The following is a 13,463-nucleotide window of genomic DNA, read 5'->3' as shown; positions in this document are numbered from 1 at the left end:
CTCTTTACGTTCAGGTGAATAGTGGGGCATGGTTGTCCTCTGAAAAGTTCAGGCGACAACTACCCTGACACATAGGGATGGTGGCGGCAGTGTCCTGTTGGCTGAGCTCGGTAAGATGTTGTGTGGACTGGCGCCCAAAGATGCGGAGTTATTTCGAACAATGCGGTCTATGACTTGGCAGGTGTTTCTGAGCTCTTTGGGGTGACGGAGTGAGCTGGTTTCAGCTAACACGTAATTCGTGTCACCATCAAATTGAATAATCGCTTGAAAGAGGAGTAACTGTAGTGCGTGCGCTTAAGTTCACTGTATTCAGCATGTTGCTGGTGGCGGCATTCGCGGCCAATGCCAGTGGTTCTTTTCGGCTGCCCAATGGAAAGCTCATTCAGGAAGGGAAGAGTAAGCAGGAGGTCATTTACCTTGCAGGGGCGCCGCTTTATTCCGAGGTGGAAACGATCGCGGTCGACGAGGGAAACGGCGGTACTCCGATTAAGCGGGAAGTTCTCACTTATCGCCTCCCTAGCTCACTCGGTGGTATGTCTCTCGTGGTTGTTACTGTCGAGAACAATACGGTGGTTGCCGTGGATTCGAAGCAAGAGAGCCGGATGTAGCAGAGATTGCGCCTGTACTGGAGGCACGCTTGGCAGCGTGAAAGTGGAAGATTCTGCCGCCCGTTTTGCGGTGATTCGTCAACTTTTTCTGGTTTGCCCGGATAAGGGCGTGAGTATGCGGGTACGATTCTATACTCTGAATTCTGCTTTGGTGGCGGTGCTGCCATCCTTAACACTTCGTTCGGGAGGATTCTGAAATGGAAGGTATCTTAGGGCTTATTATTCTGATTGCTGATATCTACGCGATCATCAAGATATTGCAGAGCTCGGCAAGCGGTCTCAAGAAGTTGATTTGGGTAATTGTAGTGTTGGTGCTGCCGGTTATCGGCTTGATTGCCTGGTTTCTTGCCGGCCCGGGAGGTAAGGCCGGCTAACGTACTTTTTACCCGGCTAAGATGTTTTTATCGCGGGGTCGCGACTCCCGGTTGCTGGGGATGCACCCGGGAGCCTGTTCGTCGAGTGGGGTAGTTGCCTGTCAGGACGTGCGTGTCGACAGTGCGCTGGTATGCTGTCCCGGTAGTGGCAGTTGCGGGAGTGACGACACCGCCTGGAGCAGGCCCTGTTCGTAAAGCCGTGCTGCTTGCTCTTTTTCACCGAGTGCAAACAGCAGGCGTGCGAGCTCCGCGGAGGTGACCGGGTCCGAGCGCAGCAGTAGGCTTTTTTCAAAGTGCTGGCGCGCTTTGCCCCAAATCTCGTTGCGCAGGCAGAGTCTGCCGAGGCAAGTCAGCAAGTCGGCATTTTCCCCGTATTCTTTCTGCCAGCCATCGGCAACGGACAGTTGCTGGCTGGCATCTGCACCGGTGAGGTGGCCGTACAGGCGCACGGTATCGGCGCGCCATTCGCGATTCAATATCCAGCGCAGATGCTTTTCCGCCTCTACATCTTCTCCCACTTGGTGAAGCATTTCGCCATACAGGTTGCGCAGCTCGATATTGCGCTGCCAACGGCCACTCAGGCTCTGCCAGGTTTCCCGCAGCTTTTCTTTGTCTTTACGGCTTGCCGCTTCCCGCATCAGGTTCTGATAGACCTCGAGTTCCAGCTGTTGTAGTTGGGACTCGGGCATGGTGCCGTGTTTTTCCAGGCGCGGGAGTAGTTCGCGCAGACCGTGCCATTCGCCGATGTGGTAGTACGCCTGGCGCAACAGTTGTAGCAGTGCTGGGTGGTTGGGCTCTTCCTGCATGGCCCGCTGTAAGCTGGCGATACACTGTTCGTAGTGCTTATCCAATAACTGCATGCGCGCCTGGCTGATGGCGACGGCCAGCTGGGTGTCGTCACCGGTGGCTTCCGCTTTGGCGAGCAACTCGTTGGCCTCGTCTCGGTAGCCGAGCTCGAAGGCGCTGCGTGCTGCGGCCAGGTAATTGATGATCGGGGCGTCGGAACGTGCGGCGCTTTTCAGAAGCAGGCGGCGGGCGCGTGCCCAGTTGCCCTCCATGTATTCCACCAGGCCGTTGGTCAGGCGCCGGCGCGCCATTCGGCTGCGGCCAAAGCGAATGCGGCTGACGCTGCCGCCGATGGCGCGGGCTAGGCTGCGTAACAGCCAGATAAACAGAAATACAGCGAGTAGGGTGAGTGCCAGGCCGCCGACCGCAACCCACAGGTTCATTTCAATACGTTTGCCGCTGTCGCCGCCGACCATTAACAGTAGGTAACCGGGGTAAGACCGCATGGCTTCTGCCAGTAGCGCGCCTCCGAGAAGCAGGACCAGGGTAAAAAAGAGGAAGCGTTTCACCAGTTGCTACCTCCGTTGTCACCATCGTTAGTCTGTCCGGAGGAGACCTTGTGCATTTTGTCGATAAAGTTGCGCAACGCGCTTTGTGATGCGCTGAGATCCGGCAGTTCTGTCTGGATTTTTTCCTGGCCGAGTGCATCCAACTCCCGCAGGATGACCTGTCTCTGTTGATTCTCTACGCCGTAGTCCAGCAACAATTGGCGGGCGTGATTGATCGCATCCTTGTAGACGGTGTCGTCTGCACGCAGTACGGCAAGCTCTGCCTGTTCCATATTCAGGCGCAGGCTCTGGCGGAATCGGGTTTCACTCTGCGGTGATAGCAGTACGGGGTCGACCTCGCCGTCGCGAATGCGCACGGATTCTTTGATAAAACTGACGAAATTTTGCCAGCTGGAGCGGAAGTGGGCTTCGCCAACGTCGGCGTTGTCTGCCTGATCTTGCGCTGTGGCGGCATCGCGTTTGGCGAGGTCAAACTGGGGCTGAATGTTGAGTTTTACCATTTGCTCTTCCAGTGCGCGCAGGCGTAGGTAGAGCCCTTCCCGGTCCACGGTTTCCACCAGCTTGAGTGCGGTAATATCGCGGGCGATCTGCTGGCGCACCCCGTAGAGGTCCGGCATATCTACGTTGCGAATGATTTTGTCGACTTCCTGTAGCAGGCCGAGGGCGGCGCGGCTGTCCTGTTCCAGCATCAGGCGCTGGTTGGCGAGGCGCAGCAGGTAATCGGCCTCTGCGAGTTGCCAGTCTTCGCGGCTGGCGTTCCCCAGTTGGCTCAATCGGTTGCCCTGGGCGGTGACATTGCGCTGCAGGCCGGCGATCTGTTGCTGTAGCTGCGCGATGGTCTGGTTGAGCTGTTCCACGGTCTGGTTTTGGGTGGCCAGTTGTTGGCGCAGGTTATTGATCTGCTCCTGATTCTGGTGTTGTGGTGGCTCTGGGGAGGTGGCGGATGGCTGGCTCGGTTGCGGTTCAACCGTTTGCCCCGTTGGTTGTTGCGGTACTGGGGTTGGCACCTGGGAGTCGTAGCCATCGCTGGGGACGGTACGGTCTGCTGTGGTCGCTGCGTCGGGTAGCCCTGTGTTATCGCGGCTGGTTTCGCTATTGCCGTTGGTGGGCGCGGTGTCGCTGATGGCCTTTGGGTTGGTTGCCGTATTGGCGGTGCTGTTGCTGCGCTGCACCCCGGCAGGATTGACCGTAGAAAAATGTCGGCCAATGAGCGGGAGATCCTGCAGGTGCGCGTTTACCTGAGTGCGTACGGTAGGGATGAAATACCAGGCGGCTAACGCAAGTGCGATCAATGCGGTAAGGAGCAGCCAGAACCAGAGCCAGCCGTGTCCTTTTTTGGTTACGCTTTTTTTGGTGGCGGCGCTGGCTTTGCTTTTTGTCTTGTCGCTACCTGTGCGGCTTCCGGCAGCCTTGGCGAAGTTGCTTTTGGGCTCCGCTTTTTCGGTCACCATCGGCACGTCTTTGTGATCGTCGCTCTGGGGGCCGTCTTGGTTGGAGGAGGCTGGGGCTTTTTTATCGCTCATGGGCTCGCTTGCTCAGGGTGAGTGCGTTTGGGGCATGGACCGCTAGCGGTAGTCAGGTCGATCGCGGGTGCGGCTACCGATAGAAAATTTGTCGCCAAATTATAGCGACTGCAGCCGCTCTTTATACGAAGTCTGGCGCGGAATTAAAATTTTTTACTGTTGTAGGCGTCAATTCAATAATCGTGGGCGGATAGTGCGCCCCGCAGCGCGGTGAGCATGGCACTGTCCCCGGCATTGGTGGCGGCAGACGCACCGGTAAAACCGAGGGTGCGGGCGTGATTGGCCACGCGCAGGCTGGGGAGAATGACCGGTTGCGCCATCAATGCGTGGCGCTTTTCGGCGTCGAGGGCGCTTAGCGCCCTGTGGAAATTTTCCAGGGTCTCGCCGCTGTGCAGGGTTATGGCGTCGGGAATATGACGGTAATCACGCAGTTGCTGCTCGGCCTGCGGGGGCAGCAGGCGCTGGTACAGTTCGCAGTAATCGAGGCGTGCGCCGCGCTGTGCCAGTGTATCGCCCATAAGCGGGCGCCCGCCCTGACCGCGAAAGATGATCACCCGCTCGCCCTGGGGATTCTGCAATGACGCAAGGGAGAGCAGGGCCTCGGAATCCATGGTGTCGCCAGCGCAGGCCTCGGGCACGGCGCCACGCCGGCGGATGGCGCGGGCGGTGGCGGCGCCTACGGCGTAGTAGCGGGGTCCCTGTGGCAGTTGTGGCCAGTAGTCATCCAGCCAGTCGAACGCCTGCTGTACGGCGTTCTGGGATACGAAGATGGCGTGGTCGAACTGATCAAAGTCCATGATCAGGTTTTTAATCCCCTGCTTTGCTGCCGGGTCTTGCACGGGGGCGATTTGCAGCAGCGGTATGCTGTCTACGCGGGCACCCTGAGCTTCAAGTAACTGTTGCCAGCTCGCGCTTTGCTGTGCGGGGCGGGTGATAAGAATGCGCTTGCCGGCAAGTTCGTGAGTGTCTGGCTGGTGCATGCTGGTGTTCCAAACGCGAGGCCGCAGCCTCAATCAGATATCCGCGAGAATCTTGTCGGCACCGGCCTGTAGCAGCTGTTCGGCGAGCCCAATACCCAGCGCTTCCGCTTCCTCGATGCCGCCGTGTACCTCGGCGTTCAGCATGGTTCCGCCATCCGGGCTGCCTACCAGCCCGCGCAGATGCAGTTGGGTTTTTGCCGCGTCGGTAAACACCGCGTAGCAGCCAATGGGCACCTGGCAGCCGCCGTTCAGGCGTTTCACCATGGCGCGTTCGGCCACCAGCCGATGGCTGGTATCGGTGTGATGCAGGGGGGCGAGGAGGTCTTCCAGTGCCGGGTCGCGGCGGCACTCAATGCCCACCGCACCCTGGCCGCCCGCCGGCAGCAGAACTTCGGGTTCAATATACTCCGCGATGCGCTCGCGCATCTCCAGGCGCAACAGGCCCGCGGCGGCAAGGATGATGGCGTCATATTCGCCGGCATCCATTTTTGCCAGACGGGTATTCACATTGCCGCGCAGGAACTTCACCTCAAGGTCCGGGCGGGCGGCCAGCAACTGGCACTGGCGGCGCAGGCTGGAAGTACCGACCACGGCGCCCTGAGGTAGGTCTTTGATGGAGGCGTAGTGATTGCTTACAAACGCGTCGCGGGGGTCTTCCCGCTCACAGATGACCGGCAGGTGCAGGCCTTCGGGAAATTCCATGGGCACGTCTTTCATGGAGTGCACGGCGATGTCCGCGCGGCCTTCGAGCATGGCTTTTTCCAGCTCCTTCACGAACAGGCCTTTGCCGCCCACTTTGTTCAGGGGAATGTCCAGCAGCTGGTCGCCGCGACTGGTCAGTGGCAGTAGCTCGACGGTCAGTTGCGGGTGGTGGTGCTCAAGTTGCTGCTTGACGAAATTGGCCTGCCACAGGGCGAGAGCGCTCTCGCGGGTGGCGATACGGACAGTGGAAATGGGCGCTGAAGCGCTAGTGGAAGTTTGAGACATGCGAGGAACGAGACCGGCTTGAATTTCGCGCAAGTCTACCAGTTTGCCCTACGGATTAGCGAACCTGGCAGCACGGCTGGTGGCTACTTTTGGTTGGAATAGGTGCGCAGCCAGTCTTCGAGAAAGATGCGTGCGGCAATGGAATCCACTGGCTGATTGGCGTAGTCCCCGCGGTGTCCCCGTTCACGGGCCTCATCTTTGGCGGCGCGGGTGCTAAGGCGCTCGTCGGCGTACGCCACCGGCAGGCCCAGGCGGCCGTGCAGCCGCTGGCCAAACTTGCGCGCGCGGGCGCCAAAATCGCTTTCGCTACCGTCCATATTCAGCGGTAGCCCGACCACGAGAATCTTGGGTTTCCACTCATCAATGATGCGCTGCACCCGGTCCCAGTCCGGTTTACCGTCTTTAGCCGGTAGCGGGTCCAGTTCGCGGGCACTGCCGGTCAGACTCTGGCCATAGGCGAGCCCAATGGATGAGGTACCGAAGTCGAAGGCGAGGGCGGAGATGGGCGTCATGGTGACGGCTCAGGCGTGACCGGATTGGGAACCCATCCCGGATAAATCGATGCCATGGCGGGCGGCGGCGGATTGCCAGCGGCTTTCCCAGGGGGTAGCAAACAGGATTTCCGGCTCCGCCGGCAGTGTCAGCCAGGCATTTTCGGCGATTTCCTGTTCCAGTTGCCCGGGCCCCCAGCCTGCGTAGCCCAGGGCCAGCAGTACGTCGTCGGGGCCGCGTCCGGCGGCGAGGGATTCGATGATGTCCTTGGAGGCGGTCAGGCTGATGTCGTCGGAGACTTCGGCGGTGGAGGCAAACTGCATCCCGCGGCCGTGCAGCACGAAGCCCTGCTCCTGTGCCACGGGGCCGCCAATGAGCACCGGTTCTTCGCCGCGCAGGCTGGCATCTTCCAGGTCCAGCTGTGAGAAGACTTCTTTCCAGGTCACCTTACTGGGTGCGTTGATCACCACACCCATGGTGCCCTCGGCGCTGTGCTCACAGATAAACGTAACCGCGTGTACGAAGCGCGGGTCTTGCATACCGGGCATGGCGATCAGCAGTTGCCCGCGCAGGCTGTTATGGGTGAGGTCGCTATCGATTGCGGAGGGGCTGTTTGATTGCATGGCTCTAGTTTAGGACCTGTCAGCCGCGACTGGGAGATTTACCAGCGGCGGTAGAGAACCCGGTCATTTCAAAACGCCAGGTGCGAATGATTTCCAGGCGGTCCGCCTGCTGGCGGATCTCTGCGGGAAAGGGCGCAAAGGGGGCCGCGAGGCGCACAATCTGTTGCGCGGCGTCGTCGAGAATGCGTTCGCCGGAGGATTCCAGAATGACCACTTCTTCCACTGCGCCAGTGGGCAGTAGCCGCACCATCATGCGCAGGTCACCGGTGATCTGGCGGGCGAGGGCTTCCTCGGGGAAGTTGTCGTTGCCGACGGCTTCCACCTTTTGACGCCAGTCGTGCAGGTAGGCGGCGTCGGCAGAGGCCTTGGTAGCAACGGAGGTCAGGCGTCGGACCCGCGGGCGCTGGGCGATGGTCTGGCGTATTTTGTCGAGACGCGCCTGTAGGCTGGCAATCTCCGGATTGCTGGGGGGCAGATCAGTGGGGGCGTCGCCGCGCTTCTCTTCCGAGCGCTTGTCTTCGGCCGGCAGCTCCGGGGCCTGGGTCGGGCTATCGCCAATCGTCGTGATCAACTGTCGCAATTGCTCCGCAGGGCGTGCGGCCTGCTGCTGGGGCAGCGGATTGACCTGGCGGATACTGGTATCGGCAATCTCCGCCTGGCGGTCGGTGGAGAGTTCCTTGGGGGTCTCGGCGGTGCCGCTGGCCTGCTGATTGTGTTGCGCCAGGTAGTCCGCGTCTTCCGGTGCGTCGACGGATTTGTGCTGAGCGAGGGTGACCTCAAGCGTGGGTGGGGCCTCTCTGGCCTCGGGCGCGGTAAAGGCAACACCAAAAATAAGCAGCGCGTGCAGCGCGCAGGCCAAAAACAGGGCAAAGGTGAAGCGGTCTCCCGAAGAGGGCTGGCTGCCCGGGAATGACGCGGGTGCCGGTGGGAGGCTCTGTGATTGGCTGGCGACTGCGTTCATTGTGCTTATTGTTGTGATACGGCTTGTTTTGCTGCGGTTTCTGTTGGTGCGGCCTGTGCCTGCACACTTTGGGGTGGCTCCAGCCTGTTCTGGAGCCGCAGAAAAATTTCGAGGCGCCAGTTTATCCCTTTTTCGCCAATCGGTCTGTGATGGCGTGCATCAGCAGGTCGCCAATATTGGTTCCAAAGGCGGCGTCGATTTCCCGTACACAAGTGGGGCTGGTGACGTTTACTTCGGTGAGGTAGTCGCCGATTACGTCCAGTCCCACAAACAGCAGGCCTTTCTCTTTGAGGGTGGGGCCGACACGGCGGGCGATTTCAAGGTCGCGCTCGTTCAGGGGGCGGGCCTCGCCGCGGCCGCCGGCCGCCAGGTTGCCGCGGGTTTCACCACCCTGGGGAATGCGCGCCAGACAGTAGGGAACAGGTTCTCCGTCCACCATCAGGATACGTTTGTCGCCATCCTTGATTTCGGGAATATAGCGCTGGCCCATGATCTGGCGTTTGCCATTGTCGGTCAGGGTTTCCAGGATAGCGCCAATATTCCCGCCGTCGGGCTTCACATGAAAGATCCCCGCGCCGCCCATACCGTCGAGGGGCTTGAAGATCACATCCCTGTGCTCGCTATGAAATGCGCGCAGTTGCTGCATATCGCGGCTGACGATCAGCGGTGGGATGCAATCGGCAAAGTGCGTGGCGAAAATTTTCTCGTTGCAGTCGCGCAGGGACTGAGGCTTGTTGGCGACCAGGGTGCCGGCGCGTTCCGCCGCTTCCAGAATGTACGTGGAATAGATGTACTCATTGTCGAAAGGTGGGTCTACACGCATCAACAGTACATCCAGGTCACCCAGGCTCACCGGGGCGCGTTCGCCCAGCGTGAACCAGTTTTGCGGGTCGTCGAATACCTGTAGGGGTGCGCCATTCCCCATGGGGGTACCGCCATCCAGATAGAGGTCGCTCTGCAAAAAGTAGTGTAAGTCAAACCCGGCGCGCTGAGCCGCCAGTAGTAGCGCCAGGGTGGTGTCTTTCTTGAAGCTGATATTGGCGATGGGGTCCATGACCACGCCGAGAGTCTGGCTCATAGGATTTCCGTAACTCTGAATGTTGATTCGGATCTGTGCCGGGTGGGGCGGCGGGCCTGGGGCCTGCGCAAAGTGGGTAAGGTAAGAGGCTGCGACCCGCTTCGCAAGATGCGGTTTGAAAACGCGCGTCCAACAAAGTGCGGCACCGCTCACAAAATGACCATTGGGTGCAGCCCGGCTTGTACGTCGCTAGATTCACTCTGGTATCTGTGATACAAGTTTGCATCTGATCTGCGCCCGCCGGTCACCGGGTTTGTGAGATGGCTCGAAACCCGCCCCAGGTGGCTATCCGCAGCGACGATCGGACCCCGTAATGAGGTTGCACAGACAGGCCCGGCGCATTTTGCCGGTAAGCCTGAAAATAAGTAAAAGGGGATTTGGGAACACACTATGGAGCTCAACTGGGAAAGTCTCACCGTGATGGTGATCGACGACAGTAAAACCATTCGTCGCACCGCGGAAACGCTATTGCAGAAAGCGGGTTGCGCGGTGGTGACTGCCACCGATGGATTCGACGCCCTGGCAAAAATTGCCGATTCGCGTCCGGATATCATTTTTGTAGACATCATGATGCCGCGTCTCGACGGCTATCAGACCTGTGCACTGATCAAGAACAACAGCGAGTTCCGCAGTACGCCGGTGGTCATGCTGTCCAGTAAGGACGGCCTGTTCGATAAAGCCAAGGGGCGCGTGGTTGGCTGCGATCAATATCTGACCAAGCCGTTCAGCAAGAGTGAATTGCTTGGCGCTATTTCCGCTCACGCCAAGCCGCATCACGCCGCCTGAGAATAAGTTCTCAAGCTGGGCGTGAAACCCGTGGCAAAAATGGCGTAGACTATGGCGTCCTGCGTGGCTGAATGCGCGTGCCGCCTCTGATTGGGGTGGGTGGTGCAGAATTGCCGTACGCCGTCACAGCCGCAGCAACGTAACGTATAACAAAGCGTAAGGTCGCGCTTCCCAGTGAGGGGCGATCGGTGCCGACAACATTCACCCGGCGAAATTGCGATGGCCGGAGTGGACAACACTATCTCGGGGGACAAGATGGCCAGAGTGCTAATCGTCGATGATTCACCAACCGAAACCCACAAGCTGACCACCATTCTGGAGAAGAATGGTCACGCTGTTATTACCGCCACCAATGGCGAAAATGGCGTGGATGTGGCGCGCGAACAGCGTCCCGACGTCATTTTGATGGACATCGTTATGCCGGGCCTGAACGGCTTTCAGGCGACTCGCCAGCTGAGCAAGGGCGACCAGACAGCGGGCATTCCGATTGTGATTGTAACCACTAAGGATCAGGATACCGATCGTGTGTGGGGCATGCGCCAGGGCGCGCGCGCTTACCTGACCAAGCCTGTCGATGAAGGCAAGCTGCTGGGAACCATCGAGGAGGTGTTGGCCTGAGGCCGACGTTGAGTCTCTGTGCAACCGACACTAACCCCCTACCTCGCACTCGTCGATATAGCCAAGCGCGCCAAGGCGCAGGCTAAGGGGCTGCCTGCCCGTCAGGAAGTCAAACCTTACTGGACGGGGATTGGATTCTCTTTGCTGGGGCATCGATTCGTGGCCGCCATGGAAGACGTGGTGGAACTGCTTGAAGTGCCCCAGTACACCTTTGTTCCAGGCTGTCAGCCCTGGGTGCGCGGTGTCGCCAATGTGCGCGGCCGGTTGCTGCCGCTGTTTGATATGGCGGCATTCTTCGGTGGGCACCTTGTCAGCCCGCGTCAGCGTCGCCGGGTGCTGGTGCTGGAACACGAAAAAATCTATGCCGGTCTGATCGTCGATGAACTGCACGGGATGCAGCATTTGGCGTTGGAGTACGGCCAGATGCCGCCGTCGGATCTGTCGGAGCCGTTCGCGCCGATGGTGGGTGGTCAGTTTGTGCTGCAGCAGGATCGCTGGCTGGTGTTCGATCTGCAGGCGTTGATTCACGATTTTCAATTTGCGGATGCCGCGGCTCACTGAGCTGCGGCATTCTGCGTTCAGGCGTGGGCTCCTCAGTCCGCGCCGGCCTGCCTCGGCGGGCCGCTGAGGGGAGGCGCGCTTTGTGCGTCAAACCAGTGTCCGGTAACGCGATTGTCCGTTGGGCTTGCGCGGATGCCGGGCGCAACCGTAGTCGGCAGTCGCCGGTTTGGGGGTGCCCACCCAGTGGGCAGACGGGGATCTGAGGCCGCAGTGCCTCAACAGTGGTGATAACAAGAATTGGCCTGAGGGACAGGTCCGCCAGGAGTAAATTATGAAAACAGGCTCCCAGAGTTCATTCTCCGCGCTGCGCAGTAACCCTGCCGCGCTGTTTATGGGTTTCTTGGTACTCGCCACACTGGCGGGGCTGATTGTCAGCATCTATTTGGTGCAGAGCCACGCTGATCGGGATCAGCAGTACCTGGAAGACGTAGCGGAACTGCGTGCACTGTCCTATCAGATGGTGTCTTACGCACCGGCGGCCACCGCGGGTGACGAGCAGGCGTTCGCTGACCTTGAACAGGTGGTGAACCAGATGGCGGCTACCTGGAGCGAGTTGCAGGGCATGGACCCGGGCAGCCGCCGTGCGCTGGAAGAGGAGCTGGCGGTGTATGGCCAGGTCTGGCGCCAGATGCGCGAACAGGCCGACACCATTATCGGTAACAAGGATTCCATTATCTTCCTGAACGACGTGGCGAGTACCCTGAATGACTCGCTGCCGGAATTGCAGGCGGAGCACAACAACATCGTGGAAATCCTGCTCTCCAACAACGCCCCGGCGAACCAGGTAGAGCAGGCCCAGCTGCAGGTGTGGCGTGCGGAGCGTATCGGCCGGAACATCGATAAGATGCTGCAGGGCGGTGACGACGCGGAAGCCGCAGCAGACCAGTTTAATACCGATGCCAGCCTGTTCGGTAAAGTGGTAGAGGGTATGAAAGGCGGTGACGTGGTGATGGGTATCTCCCGCGTAACCGACAGTGAGGCCCGTGAGTCCCTGGAAGAAATTACCGAGCTGTTCGAATTCGTAAGTTCCTCCGTACGGGAAATCTTCGAAGCGACTCCGGCACTGTTTGCTACCCGTCAGGCAGCGGATGGTATCTCCATATCTTCTCCGCAGCTGCTGGAAGCTCTGTCGACACTGAATGACCGCATCAGCGGCCTGTCCAGTGAGCGTCAGCCAAACAACCAGACCATCGCCATCGTTGCCGCTATTTTCGTACTGTTGATCTTCGGCATGATGGTTACCGCATTCTCCGGTACCCGCCGTAACCTGCGGGAAGAGACCGAAACCAACGAGCGTAACCAGCAGGCGATTATGCAGCTGCTGGACGAGCTGGCCGACCTTGCAGATGGTGACCTGACAACCTCCGCGACGGTAACCGAGGCCTTCACCGGTGCGATCGCGGACTCCATCAACTACACCATTGACCAGCTGCGGGTACTGGTAAGCCGAATCAACGGCGCGGCACAGGAAGTGTCTTCCCTGTCCCAGGAAACCCAGCAGACCGCTCTGCATCTGGCCGAGGCCTCTGAGCACCAGGCGCAGGAAATTGCCGGGGCATCTGCGGCGGTCAACGAAATGGCCGTGACCATTGACCAGGTATCTGCGAACGCCGCGGAATCTGCCCAGGTAGCAGAACGCTCGGTACAGATCGCGAGCAACGGTGCCAAGGTGGTACAGAACACCATCAAGGGCATGGACACGATCCGCGAACAGATTCAGGACACTTCCAAGCGAATCAAGCGACTGGGTGAATCCTCCCAGGAGATTGGTGACATCGTAAGCCTGATTAACGACATTGCCGACCAGACCAACATTCTGGCACTTAACGCTGCGATCCAGGCCTCCATGGCCGGTGACGCAGGCCGGGGCTTCGCGGTGGTTGCGGACGAGGTACAGCGCCTCGCAGAACGTTCCGCAGCGGCAACCAAGCAGATTGAAGGCCTGGTAAAAGCGATTCAGTCGGATACCAACGAAGCGGTAGTTTCGATGGAGTCCACCACCACCGAGGTAGTGCGCGGTGCCCGCCTTGCTCAGGACGCGGGTGTTGCACTGGAAGAGATCGAGACGGTATCCACCAACCTCGCATCCTTGATTCAGAACATTTCTAACGCGGCACGCCAGCAGGCCTCTTCCGCGGGTCACATTTCCAACACGATGAACGTGATTCAGGAAATTACCTCGCAGACTTCTGCGGGTACCCAGGCTACCGCACAGTCCATTGGTAACCTGGCACAGACCGCTTCCGCACTGCGCGACTCCGTTGCCGGCTTCAAGCTGCCGCAGGAAGACGATGTGGAAACCGAAAGCGAACTGTACGATGGCGATCTGGCGGACCTTTCCGAAGAGTTCCCAATGCTGGAAGACGAAACCGTGGAAAGTGTGGCGGCTGAAGAAGACAGCTTGGCTGCGTTGTCTAACGAAGAGCGCGAAGAGCGGGCGATGGCCTGATTTACCGCAGATATTCATAACGACAAATAGCGGGCATTCTCAACGCCTGTCGGTGAGTGGTTTACCGG

14 protein-coding genes are annotated in these 13,463 nt (G+C 59.4%); 6 read left to right on the top strand and 8 right to left on the bottom strand.

What is annotated here, in order from left to right; translation table 11 throughout:
* Window positions 1-284: 284 nt before the first annotated feature.
* Complete coding sequence (locus AAFH99_RS01760; protein WP_043319727.1) at window positions 285-608, top strand: hypothetical protein; 324 nt, start codon at window positions 285-287, stop codon at window positions 606-608.
* 197 nt (window positions 609-805) lie between these two features.
* Window positions 806-982, top strand: coding sequence for a PLDc N-terminal domain-containing protein (locus AAFH99_RS01755; protein ID WP_081848103.1), 177 nt, complete (start codon window positions 806-808; stop codon window positions 980-982).
* A gap of 101 nt (window positions 983-1,083) precedes the next feature.
* On the opposite strand, the gene AAFH99_RS01750 is transcribed toward AAFH99_RS01755, so the two are convergent.
* From AAFH99_RS01750 to gshB, 8 genes are all read right to left on the bottom strand, one after another.
* A complete protein-coding gene (locus AAFH99_RS01750) occupies window positions 1,084-2,337 on the bottom strand; it encodes a heme biosynthesis HemY N-terminal domain-containing protein (RefSeq protein ID WP_043319726.1) in 1,254 nt (417 codons plus the stop codon).
* Window positions 2,334-3,860, bottom strand: coding sequence for a uroporphyrinogen-III C-methyltransferase (locus tag AAFH99_RS01745; RefSeq protein ID WP_406828489.1), 1,527 nt, complete (start codon window positions 3,858-3,860; stop codon window positions 2,334-2,336). Before AAFH99_RS01745 ends, AAFH99_RS01750 begins: the two co-directional genes overlap by 4 nt.
* Before the next feature lie 173 nt (window positions 3,861-4,033).
* Entirely contained in the window at window positions 4,034-4,840 is an 807-nt protein-coding gene (locus tag AAFH99_RS01740; protein ID WP_051687238.1) for a uroporphyrinogen-III synthase, read from the bottom strand.
* A 33-nt stretch (window positions 4,841-4,873) separates the two neighbouring features.
* The gene (gene hemC / locus AAFH99_RS01735; RefSeq protein WP_043319724.1) at window positions 4,874-5,827 is read right to left on the bottom strand and encodes a hydroxymethylbilane synthase; all 954 of its coding nucleotides are present in this window, start codon (window positions 5,825-5,827) and stop codon (window positions 4,874-4,876) included.
* Window positions 5,828-5,910: 83 nt separating this feature from the next.
* Window positions 5,911-6,339, bottom strand: coding sequence for a Holliday junction resolvase RuvX (ruvX, locus tag AAFH99_RS01730; RefSeq protein WP_406828488.1), 429 nt, complete (start codon window positions 6,337-6,339; stop codon window positions 5,911-5,913).
* A 9-nt stretch (window positions 6,340-6,348) separates the two neighbouring features.
* Entirely contained in the window at window positions 6,349-6,942 is a 594-nt protein-coding gene (locus AAFH99_RS01725) for a YqgE/AlgH family protein (RefSeq protein ID WP_051687237.1), read from the bottom strand.
* A 19-nt stretch (window positions 6,943-6,961) separates the two neighbouring features.
* Window positions 6,962-7,903, bottom strand: coding sequence for an energy transducer TonB (locus AAFH99_RS01720; RefSeq protein WP_043319722.1), 942 nt, complete (start codon window positions 7,901-7,903; stop codon window positions 6,962-6,964).
* Between the two features lie 121 nt (window positions 7,904-8,024).
* Complete coding sequence (gene gshB, locus AAFH99_RS01715) at window positions 8,025-8,981, bottom strand: glutathione synthase (protein WP_406828487.1); 957 nt, start codon at window positions 8,979-8,981, stop codon at window positions 8,025-8,027.
* A 390-nt stretch (window positions 8,982-9,371) separates the two neighbouring features.
* Between gshB and pilG the strand changes: the two genes are divergently transcribed.
* The 4 genes from pilG (at window position 9,372) to AAFH99_RS01695 (ending at window position 13,395) form a co-directional block, all read left to right on the top strand.
* Window positions 9,372-9,767 carry a twitching motility response regulator PilG gene (gene pilG / locus AAFH99_RS01710; RefSeq protein WP_010132439.1) on the top strand — a complete coding sequence of 132 codons (396 nt, stop codon included), beginning with the start codon at window positions 9,372-9,374 and terminating at the stop codon, window positions 9,765-9,767.
* A 255-nt stretch (window positions 9,768-10,022) separates the two neighbouring features.
* Entirely contained in the window at window positions 10,023-10,385 is a 363-nt protein-coding gene (gene pilH / locus AAFH99_RS01705; protein ID WP_043320499.1) for a twitching motility response regulator PilH, read from the top strand.
* Between the two features lie 18 nt (window positions 10,386-10,403).
* Window positions 10,404-10,946, top strand: coding sequence for a chemotaxis protein CheW (locus AAFH99_RS01700; protein ID WP_043319720.1), 543 nt, complete (start codon window positions 10,404-10,406; stop codon window positions 10,944-10,946).
* A gap of 271 nt (window positions 10,947-11,217) precedes the next feature.
* A complete protein-coding gene (locus tag AAFH99_RS01695; protein WP_043319719.1) occupies window positions 11,218-13,395 on the top strand; it encodes a methyl-accepting chemotaxis protein in 2,178 nt (725 codons plus the stop codon).
* Window positions 13,396-13,463: the final 68 nt, after the last annotated feature.

Source organism: Microbulbifer sp. ARAS458-1 (assembly GCF_045348205.1).
GTDB lineage: Bacteria > Pseudomonadota > Gammaproteobacteria > Pseudomonadales > Cellvibrionaceae > Microbulbifer.
The sequence above is the reverse complement of the archived record's forward strand: the minus strand, read 5'-3'. Positions and strand labels throughout refer to the sequence as shown.

Bases quoted from the DNA above. Each gene is read 5' to 3' on its own strand.
- AAFH99_RS01745 (WP_406828489.1), bottom strand. From the start codon at position 3,860: ATGAGCGATAAAAAAGCCCCAGCCTCCTCCAACCAAGACGGCCCCCAG.
- AAFH99_RS01720 (WP_043319722.1), bottom strand. From the start codon at position 7,903: ATGAACGCAGTCGCCAGCCAATCACAGAGCCTCCCACCGGCACCCGCG.
- hemC (WP_043319724.1), bottom strand. From the start codon at position 5,827: ATGTCTCAAACTTCCACTAGCGCTTCAGCGCCCATTTCCACTGTCCGT.
- AAFH99_RS01740 (WP_051687238.1), bottom strand. From the start codon at position 4,840: ATGCACCAGCCAGACACTCACGAACTTGCCGGCAAGCGCATTCTTATC.
- gshB (WP_406828487.1), bottom strand. From the start codon at position 8,981: ATGAGCCAGACTCTCGGCGTGGTCATGGACCCCATCGCCAATATCAGC.
- pilH (WP_043320499.1), top strand. From the start codon at position 10,023: ATGGCCAGAGTGCTAATCGTCGATGATTCACCAACCGAAACCCACAAG.
- AAFH99_RS01695 (WP_043319719.1), top strand. From the start codon at position 11,218: ATGAAAACAGGCTCCCAGAGTTCATTCTCCGCGCTGCGCAGTAACCCT.
- AAFH99_RS01755 (WP_081848103.1), top strand. From the start codon at position 806: ATGGAAGGTATCTTAGGGCTTATTATTCTGATTGCTGATATCTACGCG.
- ruvX (WP_406828488.1), bottom strand. From the start codon at position 6,339: ATGACGCCCATCTCCGCCCTCGCCTTCGACTTCGGTACCTCATCCATT.
- pilG (WP_010132439.1), top strand. From the start codon at position 9,372: ATGGAGCTCAACTGGGAAAGTCTCACCGTGATGGTGATCGACGACAGT.
- AAFH99_RS01725 (WP_051687237.1), bottom strand. From the start codon at position 6,942: ATGCAATCAAACAGCCCCTCCGCAATCGATAGCGACCTCACCCATAAC.